13 protein-coding genes and 5 pseudogenes are annotated in these 20,047 nt (G+C 55.2%); 6 read left to right on the forward strand and 12 right to left on the reverse strand.

Going from position 1 to position 20,047, the window contains the following annotated elements:
• Positions 1-62 precede the first annotated feature (62 nt).
• From ACZ1HE_RS00625 to ACZ1HE_RS00655, 7 genes and pseudogenes are all read right to left on the reverse strand, one after another.
• Positions 63-737: a DUF1028 domain-containing protein gene (locus ACZ1HE_RS00625; protein WP_472619127.1), complete on the reverse strand. Its 675-nt coding sequence runs from the start codon at positions 735-737 to the stop codon at positions 63-65.
• An 89-nt stretch (positions 738-826) separates the two neighbouring features.
• Positions 827-1,243, reverse strand: a complete 417-nt coding sequence (locus ACZ1HE_RS00630) for a RidA family protein (RefSeq protein ID WP_472619128.1) — start codon at positions 1,241-1,243, stop codon at positions 827-829.
• A gap of 12 nt (positions 1,244-1,255) precedes the next feature.
• Positions 1,256-2,367 (reverse strand): annotated as a pseudogene (locus tag ACZ1HE_RS00635) (aromatic ring-hydroxylating oxygenase subunit alpha).
• Between the two features lie 2 nt (positions 2,368-2,369).
• Positions 2,370-3,551: an aromatic ring-hydroxylating oxygenase subunit alpha gene (locus tag ACZ1HE_RS00640; protein WP_472619129.1), complete on the reverse strand. Its 1,182-nt coding sequence runs from the start codon at positions 3,549-3,551 to the stop codon at positions 2,370-2,372.
• A 23-nt stretch (positions 3,552-3,574) separates the two neighbouring features.
• A complete protein-coding gene (locus tag ACZ1HE_RS00645; RefSeq protein ID WP_472619130.1) occupies positions 3,575-4,846 on the reverse strand; it encodes a flavin-containing monooxygenase in 1,272 nt (423 codons plus the stop codon).
• 396 nt (positions 4,847-5,242) lie between these two features.
• Positions 5,243-5,689, reverse strand: a complete 447-nt coding sequence (locus ACZ1HE_RS00650; protein WP_472619131.1) for an SH3 domain-containing protein — start codon at positions 5,687-5,689, stop codon at positions 5,243-5,245.
• Positions 5,686-6,507 (reverse strand): ABC transporter permease, encoded by an 822-nt coding sequence (locus ACZ1HE_RS00655; RefSeq protein WP_472619132.1) that lies wholly within the window; start codon positions 6,505-6,507, stop codon positions 5,686-5,688. Before ACZ1HE_RS00655 ends, ACZ1HE_RS00650 begins: the two co-directional genes overlap by 4 nt.
• A gap of 121 nt (positions 6,508-6,628) precedes the next feature.
• On the opposite strand from ACZ1HE_RS00655, the pseudogene cysQ reads away from it, so the two are divergent.
• The 6 genes and pseudogenes from cysQ to ACZ1HE_RS00685 all read left to right on the forward strand — a co-directional run bounded on the left by cysQ (position 6,629) and on the right by ACZ1HE_RS00685 (position 13,630).
• A pseudogene (gene cysQ / locus ACZ1HE_RS00660) lies at positions 6,629-7,427 on the forward strand (3'(2'),5'-bisphosphate nucleotidase CysQ).
• Complete coding sequence (locus ACZ1HE_RS00665) at positions 7,427-8,227, forward strand: 3-deoxy-manno-octulosonate cytidylyltransferase family protein (protein ID WP_472619133.1); 801 nt, start codon at positions 7,427-7,429, stop codon at positions 8,225-8,227. Before cysQ ends, ACZ1HE_RS00665 begins: the two are co-directional and overlap by 1 nt.
• A 28-nt stretch (positions 8,228-8,255) precedes the next feature.
• Positions 8,256-9,263, forward strand: a complete 1,008-nt coding sequence (locus ACZ1HE_RS00670) for a glycosyltransferase family 2 protein (RefSeq protein ID WP_472619134.1) — start codon at positions 8,256-8,258, stop codon at positions 9,261-9,263.
• Positions 9,264-9,510: 247 nt separating this feature from the next.
• Positions 9,511-10,497: a glycosyltransferase family 2 protein gene (locus ACZ1HE_RS00675; protein ID WP_472619135.1), complete on the forward strand. Its 987-nt coding sequence runs from the start codon at positions 9,511-9,513 to the stop codon at positions 10,495-10,497.
• Positions 10,494-12,191 (forward strand): DUF5927 domain-containing protein, encoded by a 1,698-nt coding sequence (locus tag ACZ1HE_RS00680; protein WP_472619136.1) that lies wholly within the window; start codon positions 10,494-10,496, stop codon positions 12,189-12,191. The genes ACZ1HE_RS00675 and ACZ1HE_RS00680 overlap by 4 nt, the downstream gene beginning before the upstream one ends.
• Before the next feature lie 6 nt (positions 12,192-12,197).
• Positions 12,198-13,630: pseudogene (locus ACZ1HE_RS00685) on the forward strand (nodulation protein NodH).
• Between the two features lie 3 nt (positions 13,631-13,633).
• Here ACZ1HE_RS00685 and ACZ1HE_RS00690 read toward each other — a convergent pair.
• From ACZ1HE_RS00690 to ACZ1HE_RS00710, 5 genes and pseudogenes are all read right to left on the reverse strand, one after another.
• Positions 13,634-14,155, reverse strand: coding sequence for a L,D-transpeptidase family protein (locus tag ACZ1HE_RS00690; protein WP_472619137.1), 522 nt, complete (start codon positions 14,153-14,155; stop codon positions 13,634-13,636).
• A gap of 60 nt (positions 14,156-14,215) precedes the next feature.
• Positions 14,216-15,001 (reverse strand): ion transporter, encoded by a 786-nt coding sequence (locus tag ACZ1HE_RS00695; protein WP_472619138.1) that lies wholly within the window; start codon positions 14,999-15,001, stop codon positions 14,216-14,218.
• A gap of 21 nt (positions 15,002-15,022) precedes the next feature.
• Positions 15,023-16,254: pseudogene (locus ACZ1HE_RS00700) on the reverse strand (class I SAM-dependent RNA methyltransferase).
• Positions 16,255-16,292: 38 nt separating this feature from the next.
• The gene (locus tag ACZ1HE_RS00705; protein WP_472619139.1) at positions 16,293-18,125 is read right to left on the reverse strand and encodes an ABC transporter ATP-binding protein; all 1,833 of its coding nucleotides are present in this window, start codon (positions 18,123-18,125) and stop codon (positions 16,293-16,295) included.
• A pseudogene (locus ACZ1HE_RS00710) lies at positions 18,122-19,961 on the reverse strand (ABC transporter ATP-binding protein). The gene ACZ1HE_RS00705 and the pseudogene ACZ1HE_RS00710 overlap by 4 nt, the downstream one beginning before the upstream one ends.
• Positions 19,962-20,047 lie beyond the last annotated feature (86 nt).

Below are 20,047 nucleotides of genomic sequence, written 5' to 3' on the forward strand. Positions count from 1 at the left end.
TTCAATAGACCTTCACATCGTGAAGCATGCGCGCTGCGTCGTCCAGATTACTTTCCTTGTCTTCAATCGTCGCCTGGGACGCCGTAGGAGGGTGCTTCGCGTGGGTCCAAAGCGCGTTGGATGTAGGCGTCGAGTTGCGGTTTGTAGATGTCCCAGGCCGTCGCAATGTTCTCGATGGGGCAGTCCTCGGTCCAGTCACAGCGCAGATCCGCGACCGGCCAGCTGACCTGGTCCACGATCTTCATCCCCGCCGAATGGATCGGACCTGCCTCGCCGCCCGCAGCCAGGCCTGCGCGCATGGCTGCAATCAACCTGTCGCCCAGATGACCCGTGGTGCCTTCGAACCCGTCGACGATGGCCTGGCAGATGCCGTCATTGGCCAAAAGGTTGCCGCCCGAAGCCACGTCGCGCCCCCGCGCCTGCGTCCAGATGCCCAGAGAATTCGGCCCCGAATGGATTGCCGTGTTGCCCGCCTTGTCGACGGCAAGCACCTGGCGGTATTCGATGAACCGGCCCTGCTGCTGAACGCTCGCGATGGCCTCGGCCGCAGTAGCGCCGCCCTCCATCAGGTCCAAGGCCAATGGGCCAAGCGCCGGGTCAGTCACATTCTGTGAGGCAACTGCTCCGACCCCGGCGCGCGCAAACGCACAGCGTGCCGCAACCGCCGGAGACGAAGACGAGATTGCAATGCCAAACATGCCCGCATCCGCGCAGCGCGCCACCAGAGAAAAGGTCATGAATATCTCCTATCAAGGGAAGTCTTGGGCCGGACCCCGACAAAGGGGAGAGGAGCGCGACGCCCGGCCCAAGTGATCGGCCGTGCCGATCAATCGGGAATCACTGCAGTTCCGTCGATCTCGACCAGCCAATCAGGGCGCGCCAGGGCCTGCACCACCAGACCCGTGGACACCGGGTGCACGCCTTTGATGTATTCGCCCATGGTCCGGTACACCGCCTCGCGGTGGCGCACGTCGGTGATGTAGACGACGACCTTGACCAGATGGCTCATGTCGCCGCCGCACTCTTCAATCAGTTGGCGGATATTCTGCATCACCTTGTGGGTCTGCTCGACAGGGTCATGGCTGTCGATGTTGACCGCATCGTCCAGGTTCTGCGGGCACTGACCCCGCAGATAAACGGTCTTGCCGCCCTGGATGACAACGGCCTGACACAGGTCGTTGTCCAGGTTCTGCTCGGGGTACGTGTCCGACGTGTTGAACTTGCGGATGCGCGTGTGAGACATCTGTTTTCCTTGTTAGGCGACGCATTGCGCGCGATCTTGTTTGGCTAACCACAATTGAAAATCGCGGATTGTGCCTTCGTAATTATCTTCGGCCAATGGTCCAGCCAACGCATGAGCTGAGTTTAGGGCAATCTGCATCCGCTCAAGCTTTTCGCGGTCTTCGCGATTCACGTTTTCCCAAAGAGCGATGCGGTTGGTGATGGTTTCTTCGTCCAGATCATCCCCATAGGCCGACATCGTCCACTTCACCCGGATCTGACCCGCATTGAGGGGAAAGATACTGATCGACACAAGTAAGCTTGCGGCCTGACTGGCCACTTGGGTCGGGAAAATCGAGAACAGTGTTGAGCGCAGGCGTTCATCCTCGGACAGGCCAGGCGCACCATATCCGCGAGACGGGACATCCTTGGGATAATTGGCTGCGTAAGAGGTGAATCCATCCCCCCTAGCAGCTTGCGCGCCAAACCAGTAGGCGTATAGCCGTGAAGGGTTTCGGGGTGAACGACCGATAGGTGGTACCCCTCCATGAAATTTTCAACGAGACACTTCCAGTTGGTATTCCAGACCTCTTCAGCGACGTGCACCAAACGGAAACTTTCGCTGTCATATGGGTCTAGCAATGCATCAAGTTCGGGGTACTCAAAAGGCGCCGCATCAGCGTCCAGATTGACGTAAACAAAGCCATTCCAGACATGAACATTGTGCCGGTGCAAACCACATTTCTTGGCATCGAATCCCGCGTTCTTCATCCGCGCGGCGCGCATCAGAGCACCATCCAGATCGTAAGCCCAGGCATGATAAGAACAGACGAAGCGCTTGGTTTGTCCGCGCCCTTCGGCCAAGGGCATGCCGCGATGACGGCAGACGTTGGCCAGCACTGCGACCTCGTTGTTGGATTGACGCACTACTATCAGCGGTTCGTTGAGCAATTGGGTGGCAAAGTAATCGCCGGGTTCCGGCACTTCGTCCACTCGGCCCAGGCAATGCCAGCCACGACGCAAGACTGTCGCGGCCTCATGTTGAAATTGTGCAGGATCACTATAAAAGGCGCCAGGCATACACATTGGGCGGTCTGCTGGCAGGGCCGCAAGTTCCTGCAACTGTTTGCTTAGTTCGCTGTACATCTTCAGGCCCCCTCCTTGGCATCTGAATTTGCGATCTTTGGTTCAAAACTTGGATCGACTCGGCTCATCAGGTATTGCGCAAAGTCGAAATTCGGACGCTCCAGATGCGACAGATGACCGGGTTCGGCACCATCCGCACACAAACCGCGATAAACCTTTTCGGTGCAGCCGCGATCCTCGACATTCACCTCGTCCAAAAGCGTCTTCAATTCGATCAGGTTCTGCTGTGCTTCTGCATCATCGGCATAGTCGTCCGACATGCCGCCGCCAAATCGGATCTGAACTTGTGACGGTCCTTTTGGATGCAGGCTCAGGTACCAGAAGTATCCCGGTGTGAGAGTGATCAGCAGACTAGGATAGATCGCAAGCAGAAAAGTCGTGCGTCGCTCATCCCCCTTAAGACGGTCGTTGCTGGGATGCGCCATGGCGATGCGCAGCGTCTCATCCTTTAGAATGGTATGATAGTTGAACGCGCGGCGACCCGGCGGGCAAATCATCTCATCCAACCGCGACAACCCACCGATGGTGCCCGCGTGACAAACCGGCAGATGGTAGCTTTCCATGAAGTTCTCGGCCAACACCTTCCAATTGGTGTCCCACAGATGCTCTTCAAAAAAGGTCTCGGTGTAGTTGGTCATGTCATAGCCTTTGACCAACTCCTCAACTTCGCTGAGCTGCTCGGCCACCGGCTGCGCATCAGGGTTCAGAGTGACAAAAACCCAACCCAGCCATTCCTGACAGGCGATGTTTGGCAATGAATAATCGTCCTTGCAGAACGCCTTGTTCCCATTCATCGCGGGCGCACCGCGTAGCGAACCATCCAGGTTGTAAGTCCAAGCGTGATAGGGACAGACGATCGACTTGGTTTTGCCGCGCCCGTGCAGAAGTGTCGACATCCGATGACGGCAGACATTGGAATAGGCGCGCAGTTCGCCATCCTTGTCCCGCAATACGATGATGGGCTGATCGGCAAGTTCACAGGTGACGTAGTCCCCAACCTCGGCTAGCGAGCTGGCGCGTCCAACGCAGAACCAGTCTTTCTTAAAGATGTGCTCCATCTCTTCGGCCAGGAATTCGTCAGTATAGTAGACCGATGGGGGCATGGCCCGGGCTTGATCAAAAGGCGCTGACACATTCTTTCGCAACGCGTCGACGGGGTTTTCGATTGGGTCAAAGACAGTCATCTCAATTCTCCTCTCGTGGCGCGTCATTCGGCGGCAGCTGCGGGGGCGGTTTCAGGGGAATAATCGCGATAGTTTTTCTGGATGGCTATCTGATCTGCGACATAGGCGGCGTCGTGCCAGACACCCCAAATGAACGTCGATCCGCGCCGCGACTGCCACGGAAGGCCAAGAAAATAGATGCCTGGCTCTGAAGAGACGCCACGCTGATGAACGGGTGCACCTGTGTCGTCAAAAGCGTCAACCTTCATCCAGCTGAAATCCTGGCGAAAACCTGTGGCCCAGATGATCGTAGTGATTCCCGCGGCCTCCAGGTCCAGTGTACGAAGCGGATTGGAAAGGCATTCAGGGTCGGGCAGCATGATACGAGCCTCAGGTTCTAGCGGCAGATCCAGGCCCATCTTTTCGGCATAGGCATCAGCCTGATCCAACATGTCGATGTAGTTGGCATCGCCTGCTGCAATGTTGTCCTGCAGATCCGCATCGATCAGCAACTTGCCGTCAGCAAACCCGCTCGCGCGTCCAAGCAATGTCATGCCATCATGCGCCAACCGGCGGAAGTCGACCGTCTTGCCACCCTGCGCGCCGCTCACGGATATGGTGACATGCTCGGTACCCGGCTCTTTGGCGGGAATGTCCCACAGCCCCAAAACGCCCAGCCACCAGCAATAGTCGCGATCGCGGTATGCCCGTGGAGGGCGGTCGTGGGGACCAACACACAGATAGGTTTTGCGCCCTGCGCGCTGCAATTCATCCGCGATCTGACCGCCAGAAGACCCCGCCCCCACAACCAGAACCGCGCCTTCGGGCAAATCGTTTGGGTTGCGATAATTCGAGGAGTGCATCTGCGTTAGGCCTGCGCCTTCCGGCACCAGTGGGGGGATTACCGCGTGCTGGAAAGCACCAGTTGCCGCGATGACCGAATTTGCCTCGATCTCTCCGTCCGAGGTTTCAACGATAAATCCCGCGCGCCCCTCGTTACGCTTCATCGAGATGACCTCCACCCCGGTCCGAATTGGAGCCTCAATCATTTTCGCATACGTGTTTAAGTAGTCTGCGACCTCTTCCTTCGGGGGAAAGGCTTCTGGACCGGAGGTGGTAAAGTGGAGATTCGGGAACCGGTCGTGCCAAGCCGGCCCGTTGGCAACCAGCGAATCCCATCTGCGCGAACGCCATGCTTCTGCTACACGGTGTTTTTCCAGTACCAAATGCGAGATGGAGTTACGCTTTAAGTGCTCACTCATCGCGATCCCGGCCTGCCCGGCGCCCACAACGAGGGTATCGACATACTCTACCATTTGTCCGTGCCTTTCTTGGTGTGACAAGCGATCCCTGCCACGCCGAGAGAGGTCGAAAAAGAAGAGTCTCTCTTGGTTCCAATTAGAGAAACCTTAACTGCCTTAATTGCACTGGGTCGGCTCCCGGGGCCAGAAGCGAATTTCTTATGGAAATACAATGTTCTGACACCACGGCTCTCTGGTTCAAGAATTCAAAAGAAGAACACCCGCAACCACCAAAACTTGGTGTCAACTGTTTGGCATGTGTCAGTTAATCCGACAGCAAACTGCAACAACCCGAAAAGAGCGTGCTGTCCGTGCGAAGGAAATCTATGTCCAAACCAAACACTCTGTCAGACATTCCATCCGAGCAAATTTGATTCCGTATAGCCGCAACACCGTTCGAACCAAAGTCAATCATGTGACGGTCCAATCGCCCTCTTCCGCGAAAAATTCTCCGGCCGGGAAAACTTCTGGCTGGATGTCTTGCCCTGAAAACTCGGCGTGGGCACCTTCGCTGATCTTCAATGTCCAGAAAGGTTCAGTTCCAAAACATGTCATTTCTCGAGTAAACGCATAGTTGGAATCGAGGTCTTGCGGCGTCAGAAACTTCATTGAAACCCAACCCGCAGTTTCACCCACGTTTACTTGCCCCCATCTGCCGTCTGGGGACATCACAACTACTTCGACATCGTGCGCATTTGGCGAAAGAGTTGATACAATTGACGCCTCAGAGTTCGCCTCCGATCGCACGTTCAGGACATCGTCAGCCGCAACTCCTGAAACTTGAAACAAGGCGGGGAATGTATCCGCCAAACCCACTGTCGGAATGAACGCAAACAGAAAAGCGATCAACCGTATCATCGCTTCGCGTACCAGCTGCTCGAAACATGTCGACGCGTATAGAACTCACCCATGAGACCGAGCATGATCAACACAATCCCGACCCACAAAGCATAGTGCCAATCACTATTGTGAGGATTGTAGTTCCTGAAGACAAATCCTCGGCACTGGTCGATGCAATGAAACAAGGGGTTCCAGTCAAACATACTCAGCATGAAAGCAGGTAGCGCATTCCCAACAAACATTTTGCCTGAAGCGATCATGTTCGCGCGCTGCCAGACCGTGCTGAGAATCCCAACCAGGGTCGGAAACCAGGGTTTCATCGAATAGAGCAAAATTCCAACTGCTGCGCCCGTAAACCAAGCCAGCATGAGCATTCCAAATGCGCCACCGGGATCATCAATCACAACAGGCTTGAAAGCAGCATGGTATCCGAACAGGATCACGAACAGTGACAACAGCTGCGTATACAATGACCCTATCGCTGCTGCCAAAATGGCGATGATCGTGTTCATTGGCGCATGTTTCATCATCGGGCTATTGGCGCCGTCAGCACCAACTACGGCACCAACCGTTTTGATGTGAACCATGAACAGGAAAATGCCGGACATCAGGTAGAGCAAAAAGTCGCCCCTTAGACCCGCTGTACGTGTGCCAAGCAAAGCGAAGAAGAGATAGAACGCGAAAACGAACATGAGGACCTGCAACATGTTCTTGCCCAGTGCAACAAACGCGTTGGCATGGCCAGATCGGACATTACGCACCACAGCATGATAAATAATCTCAGCCATGGTGAACGCGCCGCTCAGCATGCTTCTGTGCTGTCTGAATTTATACACTTGTTCGCTTTCCTATGGCGCTGCTCAACAATTTTTCACGGAATTCTTGCCGTTCCGTTACCCGCGAAGCATAAGAACTGCAGGCCCTATTAGCAACAAAACACAAAATCGGAGCATTTTTGTGACTTACGACGAACTTATTCCTGTGATCCGCACACTGGCCCTCGAGGTCGAGCGACAAGATCATGGAAATCTATAACTCGGATGATTTCGATGTGAAGGTAAAATCCGATGACAGCCCGGTGACCGAAGCCGACGAAGCCGCAGATGCTCTTATTTCCGCTGGGTTGCGAGCAGCATTTCCGGATGTGCTGCTGGTGACCGAAGAACAGGCTGCCTCTCATTCAACCAAAGGCGATACGTTTTTGATTGTGGACCCATTGGATGGCACCAAAGAGTTCATTCATCGACGCGGAGACTTTACCGTGAATATTGCCCTTGTCGAAAACGGTGTGCCAACCCGAGGCGTCGTTTATGCGCCAGCCAAAGGCCGCATGTTTTACACTCTGGCAGACGGCCAATCGATCGAAGAAACTGGTGAATTCAACAAGGACGCGGCTGGAAACGTGTCTGCGATCACAGTATCGCAAGCCGACAACGATGCCCTGATGGTCGTTGCATCGAAATCCCATCGTGATCAAGCGACTGACGATTACATCAACAAATACAGTGTCAAAGACAGCAAGAGCGCAGGTTCTTCACTAAAGTTTTGCCTTGTTGCCACCGGAGAAGCCGACATTTACCCCCGAGTAGGTCGCACGATGGAGTGGGACACTGCAGCAGGCCATGCTGTTCTGGCAGGTGCAGGTGGAAAAGTAGTGCGTTTTGATGATCACACCCCTCTGCAGTACGGAAAAGACGGATATGCCAATCCATTCTTTATCGCCTACGCTCCCGGCGTAGAATTGAAAGAAGCCTGATGTCAGTATTGATCGCCATTCCTGCACGCTATGCGTCGACCAGATACCCTGGAAAACCGCTTGTCCCCCTTACTGGCGCCACAGGGGAAAGCCTGACCTTGATTGAACGATCCTGGCGGGCAGCGATGGCAGTCAAAGGCGCAGACCGGGTCGTTGTTGCCACTGACGACGAACGCATCCGACAGGCCGCCGAAGCATTCGGGGCCGACGTCGTTATGACCTCGGAAACATGCGCCAACGGCACGGAAAGATGCGCTGAAACGCATGAGGAATTGGGCGGCGCCTTTGACATCGTTGTCAATTTGCAAGGTGACGCGCCGCTGACGCCGCATTGGTTTGTCGAGGACCTCATAACTGGCCTCAAGAACGCGCCAAATGCTGGGATCGCAACACCTGTCCTGCGGTGCGATGGCGCCGCGTTGAACAGTCTGCTCAATGACCGAAAACATGGTCGCGTTGGCGGAACGACCGCTGTCTTTGCCCGTGACAACAGCGCGTTGTATTTTTCCAAAGAAGTCGTCCCTTTCACTTCGGTCACCTATGAATCCGAAGATCCAACTCCGGTGTTTCATCACGTGGGAGTCTATGCCTATCGCAAGGACGTTCTTGCCGCTTACCCCAAATGGCAAAGTGGACCGCTTGAAACGCTTGAAGGGCTAGAGCAACTTCGCTTCATGGAAAATGGGCACAAAGTCCTTTGTGTCGAGGTCGAAGCACGCGGTCGGCAGTTCTGGGAACTTAACAACCCATCGGACGTCCCTAAACTTGAGGAAATGATGGCCGCAATGGGTCTGGAATAATCCGGACCCAGAACATCGAAAGTACCTGATGTCCACTCCTGTCACCGCAAAGATGCACAAGCTATCCATAGCCGAGGCATATCGCTTGAGGTGGAAGCGGCGCCGGTTGCTCTGGTCATCGTTTCGAAGCCGACATGGCCTGAAAGCGTTGGCTGATCGCACGGCGGGAATTGGCCCCGACGATATTCTTGTGGTCATGACGGTCAGAAACGAGATTTCTCGCCTACCCTATTTCCTGTCCTATTATCGTGATCTCGGCGTTGGGCATTTTCTGGTCATCGACAACTCCAGTACGGATGGAACAGACCAATTCCTTATGGGTCAGCAGGACGTATCCCTATGGCGCACTGAACAAAGCTATCGTGAAGCCAGATTTGGCCTGAATTGGATGACATGGCTACAGAGTAAATACGCGCACAATCATTGGACGCTGATGGTCGATGCCGACGAATTGCTAGTCTATGCACATCACGACAAGCGACCCTTGTCTGAACTGACTTCTTGGCTTGAACAACAAGGTCGGACGACCTTTGGCACCTTGATGCTGGACCTGTATCCAAAGGGGGCATTGGACCAGCAGGACTACCGTCCAGGAACCAACCCGTTGAACGTGACAGATTGGTTTGACCCCGGGCCTTATCGCTCGCAGAGACAACGCCCCCTTGGCAACTTGTGGACCCAGGGTGGTATGCGTGAACGCGTGTTCTTTGCTGACACGCCAAGCCAATCCCCCACGTTGAACAAGATTCCACTGGTCAAGTGGAACCGAAGATATGCCTACGTGAATTCATGTCATTCCATACTGCCACCAAAGTTGAACTTTACCTATGATGGGCCAGGAGATGACCGCCCTTGCGGTGTATTGCTTCACACAAAATTCCTGCCCGAGATTGTTTCCAAATCAGCAATCGAGAAATCCCGGGCTCAGCACTTTCATACGCCGAATAAATTCGATGCTTACTATGACAGTATTTCTTCAGCTCCTGAATTATGGTCTCGAAAGATCGCTGCGCCTAAAGGGTTGGAGGCAACTTGAGCAGCTCGGCCTGATGAACTCTGGCGGCTGGTAGAAAAGTTTCGGTAGCAGAGGCCGTAGATTTTGAGAGACACAATCCGCGATTCCGTCCGTAACTGTTTCTAAATGCATTGATTCATAGAAAGAACTGGTGACATAAGACTACAGTTGGTCCGGTTCCAACAAGAAGTGTTCTTTGCGGCAACCGGGCTATGCTCGCGTCTTTGAATGGAATGGTTGACACGTGAGCCTATGGGATTCTTATCGAATGCGAGTGCGGCGTCGGCGCCGTCTTTTGCGCTGCATGTGGAAGTCCAACGAGCTCAAAACCGTACAGGACAACACCGGTGCTATCCGTTCTGGCGACGTTTTACTGATCAGTACGTTTCGAAACGAAAAGATCCGTCTGCCATATTTTCTTAGATACTACCGAGAATTAGGTGTGAATCATTTCCTGTTCGTGGACAATGACAGTACCGACGGAACACTGGATTACCTAAGCGGCCAGCATGACGTTTCAGTCTGGCACACGCAGTCCAGCTACAAACGCGCAACGTTTGGTGTGGACTGGATGAATTGGCTTGCTCGGTCCTATGCCCACAATCACTGGACCCTCACTGTCGATCCGGACGAGTTCTTTGTATACCCGTTCTGCGACACTCGACCCATCCAGGCTTTGACGGATTGGTTGGACAATTCGCTAATCCGCAGCTTCAGTGCCATGTTGATAGACGTCTATCCAAAGGGCAAACTCACAGATATCCCTTATCAAGAAGGGCAGAACCCACTAGAAATCGCTAATTGGTTCGACAGCGGCAACTACACTATCAAAAAGAACCCTTTGTACGGAAATCTTTGGATACAAGGCGGCCCCCGGGCGCGGATGTTCTTTGCCGACACACCCAAGAAGTCCCCCGCCTTGAACAAGACGCCTTTAGTCAAATGGAACCGACGCTATGCTTATGTCAGCTCCACCCATGCCTTGCTGCCACGAGGGCTGAACCAAGTTTATGACGAGTGGGGCGGTGAAAAGGCCAGCGGTGTTTTGCTGCATACCAAGTTTCTAGATACTTTCACGGCCAAAGCTGAAGAGGAACTAACACGCCGCCAGCACTATGCGGGGTCCGCGGAATACAAGGCCTATGCTGACAAATTGAGCAGCCAACCCGAGCTTTGGTGCAAATGGTCTGAGAAATACATAAACTGGCGCCAACTTGAAATTTTGGGCCTGATGTCAAAAGGAAACTGGGCATGACGGTGGGTGTTGTCATGCTTGTTCATACGGCGCTCGACAGGGCTGAACAGGTGGCTCGCCACTGGACGGCCTCGGGCTGTCCTGTTGTTTTGCACGTGGACAAGAATGTCCCACGCAAGGCCCACAACGCCTTTGTGGCGGCCTGTTCTGACAACCCGCTTATCTTGTTTTCCAAACGGCATAGATGCGAATGGGGTACATGGGGGATTGTTGCAGCCTCTCAATCCGCATCGGAATTGATGTTGAGTGAATTCCCCGATGTTCGGCATGTCTATCTGGCGTCGGGATCTTGCTTGCCCTTGCGACCCGTGCAGGAATTGATCGACTACTTGGCCGCTCGGCCACGTACCGACTTCATTGAAAGCGCAACAACAGCAGATGTTCCCTGGACAGTTGGTGGCCTGGATCACGAACGCTTTACGTTGCGGTTTCCATTCTCGTGGAAAAAACACCGAATCCTGTTTGACCGATACGTCGCGATTCAGCGCGCGTTGAGAGTGAGGCGCAAAATACCATCAGGGCTCGTGCCACATATGGGCAGCCAATGGTGGTGCCTGACCAGACAGACCCTGTCTGCAATTCTCGATGACCCTGAACGCGTGGCCTATGATCGCTATTTCCGGCGTGTCTGGATACCAGACGAAAGTTATTATCAGACCCTTGCACGTATATACTCTTCGAATATCGAGAGCCGCTCTTTGACTCTGTCCAAATTCGATTTTCAGGGTAAGCCACACATCTTCTACGATGACCACCTGCAACTGCTCCGCCGATCCGACTGTTTTGTTGCACGTAAAATCTGGCCTAGGGCAGAGCGTTTGTATCAATCATTTTTGACCGACTCTGCCGGAGCAATGAAGAAGACCGAACCGAACCCTGGTAAAATCGACCGCATCTTTGCCAAGGCCGTTGAGCGCCGTACCAGGGGAAGGGACGGCCTGTATATGCAAAGTCGCTTTCCGCGGCACGGCAATGAAAACGGGCTGACGTCGAACCCTTACTCCATGTTCCAGGGTTTTACAGAACTGTTCGAGAATTTTGAGCCGTGGTTGTCAAAAGCCACCGGCGCACGCGTTCATGGACATTTGTTTGGTCCCGAACGCGCAGAGTTTTCCGGGGGTCAGACCCAGATCAACGGGGCGCTCAGTGATACCGCTGCATTGCGGGACTATGACGCGAACCGGTTTTTGACCAGCCTGATCTGGAATACAAGGGGCGAGCGTCAGTGTTTTCAGTTTGGTCCAGCTGACAACCAGGACATCAACTGGATGGTGGCACGTGATCCAAACGCCCAAATTTCGGTTATCACTGGATCTTGGGCAGTTCCTCTTTTCAAATCAAATCGGAACTTTGCTGATCTCCGAAAGGAAGCGGCCTTGTTGCAGAAGGTCGAAAGTGACCACTTGGAAATCTTGCGTTCAGTATGGACAAAGGCCCGCGTAAGAATTTGGACCATGGCCGAGTTCGTCGAAGCCCCGATGGAGCCAATTCAGACCATCATCGATGAGATCGGGCCGTCAAACCCACGACGCTTGAGCGAAGCGCCGAAAATGGTTGATCTGACTGGCTTTGGTCAGTTTCTTCAAAACCTGAAAAACCAGGGAATGCATCCGTATCTAATGGGTGACTTTCCAGTCGAGCAAGGACCAAACAACATGCCAAAACCCAACCGCAAACCCTATTTGGTACGGTAGAACGGCATGTCATCCAAGTTTGACTATTTCATTGTGTTTGCTGAAATGCGGACCGGGTCCAATTTTCTTGAAACGAACCTCAACGCCCTGTCAGACGTCACATGTTTTGGTGAAGCCTTCAACCCGCACTTCATCGGGTATCCCAATAAAACCGAGATCCTCGAAGTTTCACAGGCTATGCGGGACAGCGACCCAAAATGCCTGATAGACGCCATTCGCGAGGCTTCCGGCTGTTTGGGGGGTTCCGGTTCTTTCATGATCATGATCAGCGTATTCTGGACTTGGCCTTACCTGATCCTCGATGCGCGAAAATCATCCTGACACGAAATCCTCTCGACAGTTATGTATCTTGGAAAATTGCTCAAGAGACCGGTCAGTGGAAACTGACCAACGTCAAAAAACGCAGGGAGGCTCAAGCCAGGTTTGAGCCGGAAGAGTTCTTGCGCCACGTCGAAGCTTTGCAGGACTTTCAAGTTTTTCTTCTTAACAGTCTGCAATCATTGGGCCAGGCGCCTTTCTATGTTGCGTATGAAGACCTTCAGTCCGTCGACGTCATGAACGGCCTCGCGGCATGGTTGGGCGTTCAAGGGCGTTTGGATGGATTGGACAAAAGCCTCAAACGTCAAAACCCAAGCCCCGTCACGTCAAAAGTAAGTAATGTTGAGGAAATGACTGAAGCGCTCGGTGGTCTGGATCGATTCAATCTGACCAGAACACCAAATTTCGAACCCCGGCGGGGACCAGCTGTGCCCAGCTACATTGCCGGTGTCGTGACCCCGCTATTGTATCTGCCAATCCGGGGCGGGCCCGAAGAGGAAGTGCAATCCTGGATGGCCGCATTGGATGGCGTCCCGGTCAGCTCCCTAAATACTGGAATGAACCAAAAGCAGATGCGGCAATGGATGCGCAGCACCAACGGACATCGGCGGTTTACTGTGCTCCGTCATCCTTTGGCGCGCTTGCATCAAGTGTTCTGCCGTCGAATTCTGAATACTGGGCCGGGTTGCTACAGAAAAATTCGCGATACTCTTCGCAGGCAATACAAGTTGCCCATACCGCCAGAAGCCCCCGATGCACGCTATTCGCGGTCCGACCACCGATCCGCGTTTGAGGCCTTCATGGGGTTTGTACGCATGAACTTGGCAGGTCAAACCGCAATCCGCGTGGACGGAGGTTGGTGTACGCAGGCTCAGGCTCTGTCCAGCATGTCGGACTTTGCAGTCCCTGATCACGTTTTTCGCGAAGACGAGATAGCTGAGCTGCTACCGGATTTGGCAAAACGGTATGGACACCAAGACGTAGCAGAACTTGCGATTGCCCCAGCAGACACACCGTACTCGTTGGACGACATCTATGATGCAGAACTTGAGAAAGAAGCTGCCAGCATCTACCAGCGAGATTATGTCATGTTTGGTTTTGGCCCCTGGCGAAATCCCTAACGGTTAAGCACGCAGGGAAATGACCGTCCCGTCGCGCACCATCGAGTAGATTTCTTCGATTTCATCGTTCTTCACGGCAATGCAGCCTGCGGTCCAGTCTTTGGTTTTCCGGGCGCGCTTGAGTTCCTTGAGCAGGTTCGGCTGACCATGAATAAAAATCTCGCCACCTGGTCTGCGACCAAGGGCTTTGGCTTCAGCAACATCATTTGCGTTCGGGTACGAAATACCAATCGACAAGTGGTACCGACTATTTGGATTACGCCGGTCGATCAAATAGGTACCTTCGGGCGTCTTGCCGTCACCTTCGACCTTTTTGTCGCCTGATGGGGCAAACCCCAGATCAACCTTGTATTCCTTCAGGATGTCCTGATGGTGCAGCAGGTACATGCGACGCACACCTTTGTTGACCACGATCGACGTGACCTCGGGCCCGTAATACGAGCGGAATCTGCTGTCCCTGCGGCTGCCGCATGCGGTCAATCCAACCGCCGCCACTGCACCCAGTCCGAAAACTCGACGTTTCATCTGCTCACGTTGCCTCGTTTCTTTGAATTCCGCATACGACAAATTCGATGATTTTCAAAATCACATTTTTGTCCCACTGTTTTCGGTCAATCTTTTCTCGATGGCTTCCAGCCTTGTAATGACCTCATCCCGGTAGGCATCGGTACGCTCATGATCCTCTTCCTGATGTGCATCCTGCATCGAGTTCACAATGAGACCGACCAAAAGGTTCACGACCGCAAATGTCGTGATCATTATGAAAGGAACAAAGAACGCCCAAGCATAAGGATAGACCTCCATCACCGGGCGAACGATGCCCATCGACCAGCTTTCCAGCGTCATGATCTGGAACAGCGTATAGGCCGATAGACCCAAATCACCGAACCACGCTGGGAAGGATTGTGAGAAGAGTTTCGTGGCAATCACAGCGCCGATGTAAAAAATGATGGTCATCAACAAGAACACGCTCGCCATGCCGGGCAGCGCGGTGATGAACCCCTCGACCACACGGCGCAGGCGGGGCGCCACCGAGATTACCCGCAACACGCGCAGGATACGCAATGCCCGCAGAACCGACAGACCCTGGCCACCGGGCACCAGCGCGATGCCGACAATGATGAAATCAAACAGGTTCCATCCGTTGGTAAAGAACCGCCGCCCTTGCGCCACGAGTTTCAGAGCAATTTCGACGATGAAGATGCCCAAACAGAGGGTATCCAGAGTTTTGATCACCCCGCCAAAGTCGGCCATGACATCGGGCGAGGTTTCCAACCCCAACAGCACGGCGTTGATCATGATCACACCCGTGATGAACTGACCAAAGTAAGGATGGTCAATAAAGCTGCTCAAACGCTGCCTGAAATTCATTGCTGTCGGTCTCCGTGAACTTTAGCCGCTGATATGGGACAGGGTGAACGAACCTGCAAGTTCCGCGTGCGAAGACCAACGGAACTGATCTACCACTTGCACCCAGTTCAGTGTGTAACCGGCCGCCACAAGCGCCTTGGCATCACGCGCAAACGTAACCGGGTTACACGAGACATAGGCGATCACGGGAACCTGCGCTTCAGACAGCTCGGCTACCTGCGCTTCGGCTCCTGCTCGGGGCGGGTCCAGAACCACGGCATCCGCCTTGCGCAGCTCATCCGGCATCAGCGGGCGGCGGTACAGATCACGCGCCTCGGTTGTCACGCGCTTCAGGCCTTGCGCCATACGCCAGCCCTGGTCCAGTGCTTGGGTCATCCCCTTTTCGCCCTCGACTGCGTGTACCTCTGCGTCGGCGGCCAATGGCAAGCTGAAGGTGCCGCACCCCGCAAACAGATCGACGATCCTCTTGGACCCACCGACAACCTCTTGCACGGCGCTCAGCAGCGCGGCCTCGCCATCTTGCGTGGCCTGTAAAAAGGCTCCGGGCGGAGGGGCGACCTTTGCCGCGCCGAATTGCTGGTACGGCGGATTGCGCATCACCAGAACTTCGCCGTCCCAGGCCAGTCGCGCCAATCCCTGTTGTTCCGCAGCCTGCGCAAGTGACGCCTCAAGCGGGCCATCCAGCGGTTTGCCACCCTGGACCGAAACATCCAAGCCCGCCGAGGACAGAGTCAGCGTCACCGCCAGCACACCTTTGCGGCTGCCGCCCAAACGCGCCAGAGCCTCAGCCACCGGGATGGCGGCTAGCAGTTCCGGGGCCAGCAAATGGCACTCTGGGATCTCGGTGATCACGTCTGATGCGCGCCCATGGAAGCCCGCGAGCGCCCCTTTTTGGTGCGCCGCACCGCAATCGTTGCCCGACGGCGCGAGTTTGGCGGGGACGTGTGAATCGGCCGCATCTCGGCCTCAATCCCTTGCGCAGCCAATGCAGCGCGGACGACGTCAATCTTCCACCCGGCGACAAATGAGTCCGAGGCATGTTGCAACTGACATCCTCCACAAGCCTTGTAGTGGCGGCACGGAGGTTTCACACGTTCATCAGATGGCGTTTCGATCCGAATGTCAGACAGCTTCTGGCCGTCGACAGTGCCGGTGACAATCTCACCCGGAAGAGTCCGCGGAGCAAAAATCGGGCCATCGGCGATCCCGTCGCCCTGATGGCCAAGCCTGGCTATGGTGTACTGCTGGGTCATGCCGCCTGATAGCGGGGGATTGGCTTTATAGAAAGGGCTTATTCCGCCGCTTCGGTCTGAATGAACCCTCCGGACTGGCGCTGCCAGAACTGAGCATAAAGGCCGCCTTGCGTCAGCAACACCTCATGCGTTCCGCTTTCCACGATCCGGCCCTCGTCCAACACGATGATCCTGTCCATCTCGCTCAACGTCGACAGGCGGTGCGCGATGGCCAGCACGGTCTTGCCCTCCATCACGCGATGCAGCGCGGCTTGGATCGATGCCTCAACCTCGGAATCGAGTGCTGATGTTGCTTCGTCCAACACCAAAATGGGCGCGTCTTTCAGGATAGAACGCGCCAAAGCGATGCGCTGGCGTTGACCGCCCGACAGCTTGACGCCCCGCTCGCCTAGATGAGCGTCATACCCTTTGCGCCCACTGCCATCTTGCAGGCTTAGGATAAATTCATGCGCTTCGGCCTTTTGTGCCGCAGCAACCAGCTCCTCCTCGGATGCATCGGGTCGACCGTACAAGATGTTCTCGCGGGCTGAGCGATTGAACATCGCGGTTTCCTGCGTGACCATGCCGATGTTCTGGCGCAGGCTGTTCTGCGTGACCTTTGCCACATCCTGCCCATCAATCGTGATCTGCCCCGCCTCCCCGTCATAGAGCCGCAACAGCAGCGACACGAGCGTGGATTTTCCCGCGCCCGAGGCCCCAACGATGCCCAGCTTTTCGCCCCCGGCGATCTGCAGGTCGATCCCCTTCACACCGCCCACATCGCGGCCATAGGCAAAGCCCACATCCGAAAATGAGATCTCTCCGCGCGGGACGGTCAGATCCGTGGCGTCCGGTGCATCCTCGACCCGGATCCGTTGGGTCAGGGTTTTCATTCCGTTTTCAATCTCGCCAATGCTGGCATACATCGACATCAGCGTGAAACTGACCCAACCGGTCATCTGCGCGATCCGAATGGCCATGGCCCCGGCGGCCGCTACATCCCCGGTGGTCGCGTTCCCACCTTTCCACAGCAGCAGGGTCGAACCCATCAGAAGCACCGGCAACACGCCTGCCAAGGCCACCAGAAAGAACCGGAACGTGGCCGATAACCGTCCAAATTCCAACGCCCGCTCGCGCAATTCGACCATCGCCTCACGCGCGGCCAGATCTTCTTGTGTAGCATGCGCAAACAGCTTGACCGTCTTGATGTTGGTGATGGCATCCACCACCTGCCCCGACACCATCGCCCGTGCGCCAGCACGTGCCGCCGACCGCTTGCGAATGCGCGGCAGGTACCAGCGGATCAGCGCGAAATAGGCGACCATCCAGACCAGAAACGGCAGCACGACCAGCGGATGGATTGCTCCAAGTAGCGCCAGCGTGCCCAAAAGCGTGGACAGTGCAAAGACCACGGCGTTGACCACATCCGTCACAACAGAAGCCAGAGAGCTCGACGTCTGCATCTGCTTTTGAGCGATACGCCCGGCGAAATCGTCGTCGAAATATGTGACCGACTGCCCCAACGTCCAACGGTTCAACTTTGCCAGAACCAAGGGTGGTATGTTGGGCAGCACCACATAGTTGTTCGCAAAGGACGCAAGCCCCGCCACAAACGGGCGCAACACCATGAAGAACACCACCGCGCTCAGAATCAGACCCAGATTTTTGGCATCAAAAAACCCGTCGGGCCCGCTGGCCGTTGCCTGATCAATCACCTCGCCCAGAATCCAGGCCGTCGCGACCTCTAACGCGCCACCCATCGCCGAAAAGCTGGCAGCAAGGAACAACATCGGCCAAGCGCCGGACAACGCCCAGCGCACAAACGCCCCCAAAGTCTGTGGGGGCGGTGTGTCCGTATCGCGGAACGGCTTGATCAGGTCAGCAACCCTCATTCCGCAGCCTCCGGGTTCATAAAGCCGCCAGATTGCCGGGTCCAGAACTGGGCATAAAGCCCGTTCTGAGCGAGCAATTTAGAATGGCTGCCCTGTTCGACGATCCGACCCTGATCCATCACCAAGATGCGATCCATCTGCGCAATGGTGGACAGACGATGCGCAATCGCGATCACCGTCTTGCCCTGCATCATGCCATAAAGCGTATCCTGAATGGCGGCCTCAACCTCGGAATCCAGGGCCGAAGTCGCCTCGTCCAGCAGCAAGATCGGCGCATCCTTCAGGATTACCCGCGCCAGCGTAATCCGCTGCCGTTGACCACCTGACAGTTTCACACCCCGCTCACCCACATGCGCGTCATAGCTAAGCGCGCCCTTGTGGGTCTTCGAGATCAAGAATGAATTCATGCGCCTCTGCCTGTTTGGCTGCGGCGATGACCTGTGCCTCGGTCGCGTCGGGACGGCCATACAGGATGTTGTCGCGCACCGAACGGTGCAGCAAAGAACTGTCCTGCTGCACCATACCGATATTGGAGCGCAGACTGTCCTGCGTCACGGTGGCGATGTCTTGTCCGTCGATCAGAATGCGGCCATTGTCGGCGTCATAAAACCGCAAGAGCAGTTTGACCAACGTGGATTTACCCGCACCTGAGCGACCGATCAGACCAACTTTTTCGCCTGCACCGATACGCAAATCCAGCGCGTCCAGACCACCGCTCTCGCGCCCGTAGTGGTGCGACAGACCATCCAGCTCAATCATTCCATGGGACAACACCAATGGCTTCGCCTCGGCGGTATCGACCAGGTCAATGGGTTGGGCAATCGTCTCCATCCCTTCGGCGACAACCCCGAGTTCCCGAAAAAACGAAGTCAGCGCCCACATGATCCAGCCGGTCATCGCACTCAACCGCAGTGTCAGGGCCGAGGCCGCAGCGACCACCCCGACCGAGGCCTGCCCCTGCATCCACAATGCCATGGCCCAACCAACGACACCCACAACCAACAAACCATTCAAACTCACCAGAACCACATCCATAATCGTAAAAATCCGCATTTCGACTTGGAACGTCTTGCGGGTCTGTTCAATCGCGTCCTTGGCATAGGCCAGTTCGTGATCGTTGTGGGCAAACATCTTGACCGAGTGAATGTTGGTGTAACTGTCCACCACCCGACCCGTCACGGTCGAGCGCGCATCGGATGCCGCCTGCGACGCGGGGCCGACGCGTTTTACAGTCCAACGCACGAGCAGTGCATAGAACGCAAACCAGATCAGCAGCGGGATCAGCAATCGTATATCCGCCGCCATCAACAGGATCGCAGCCCCGAGCAGGTAGGCCAGAGAGTAAGAGATCGCGTCGAAGACCTGAAACACCACCTCCCCGGCGGCTGGTGGCGTCTGCATGATCCGGTTGGCAATCCGACCTGCAAAATCGTTTTCAAACCAGCCCACGGATTGCCGCAGCACATGTTTGTGCGCCCGCCAACGGATCAGCGTGCCAAAATTTGGCAGGATCGTGTTGTTAAGCAACATCACGTCCAGCACATGCAGGATGGGGCGCAAAAACAGGATGAAAAGCGCCACCAAAATGAGCTCTTCCCCATATGTGGCCCAGACATCTTCGGGCGGATAGCCCAACATGTCGACCAACCGACCCATGTAATAGATCAGCCCCAGTTCAACGCTTACCACAATGATCGATAGAAAGGCGGTCCAGGCAAAAACCTTCATGAAGGGACGGGAATATTCCAACATGAACGGCCACAACCGTGTGGGCGGTTTGTTTACTTCGTCGTAGGCGGTATAGGGGTCAACAAGGTTTTCGAAAAAACGAAACATAACGGATGCTCCACATGAGCGTAATTTTGGACTTGCGAAATTAGGCGTGCCAAGGCATCACCCAAACGGGGGCAAAACCTCAGCCG

Source organism: Falsiruegeria sp. JB4-1 (assembly GCF_055693495.1).

Bases quoted from the DNA above. Each gene is read 5' to 3' on its own strand.
- ACZ1HE_RS00625 (WP_472619127.1), bottom strand. From the start codon at position 737: ATGACCTTTTCTCTGGTGGCGCGCTGCGCGGATGCGGGCATGTTTGGC.
- ACZ1HE_RS00630 (WP_472619128.1), bottom strand. From the start codon at position 1,243: ATGTCTCACACGCGCATCCGCAAGTTCAACACGTCGGACACGTACCCC.
- ACZ1HE_RS00640 (WP_472619129.1), bottom strand. From the start codon at position 3,551: ATGACTGTCTTTGACCCAATCGAAAACCCCGTCGACGCGTTGCGAAAG.
- ACZ1HE_RS00645 (WP_472619130.1), bottom strand. From the start codon at position 4,846: ATGGTAGAGTATGTCGATACCCTCGTTGTGGGCGCCGGGCAGGCCGGG.
- ACZ1HE_RS00650 (WP_472619131.1), bottom strand. From the start codon at position 5,689: ATGATACGGTTGATCGCTTTTCTGTTTGCGTTCATTCCGACAGTGGGT.
- ACZ1HE_RS00665 (WP_472619133.1), top strand. From the start codon at position 7,427: ATGTCAGTATTGATCGCCATTCCTGCACGCTATGCGTCGACCAGATAC.
- ACZ1HE_RS00670 (WP_472619134.1), top strand. From the start codon at position 8,256: ATGTCCACTCCTGTCACCGCAAAGATGCACAAGCTATCCATAGCCGAG.
- ACZ1HE_RS00675 (WP_472619135.1), top strand. From the start codon at position 9,511: ATGCGAGTGCGGCGTCGGCGCCGTCTTTTGCGCTGCATGTGGAAGTCC.
- ACZ1HE_RS00680 (WP_472619136.1), top strand. From the start codon at position 10,494: ATGACGGTGGGTGTTGTCATGCTTGTTCATACGGCGCTCGACAGGGCT.
- ACZ1HE_RS00690 (WP_472619137.1), bottom strand. From the start codon at position 14,155: ATGAAACGTCGAGTTTTCGGACTGGGTGCAGTGGCGGCGGTTGGATTG.
- ACZ1HE_RS00695 (WP_472619138.1), bottom strand. From the start codon at position 15,001: ATGAATTTCAGGCAGCGTTTGAGCAGCTTTATTGACCATCCTTACTTT.
- ACZ1HE_RS00705 (WP_472619139.1), bottom strand. From the start codon at position 18,125: ATGAGGGTTGCTGACCTGATCAAGCCGTTCCGCGATACGGACACACCG.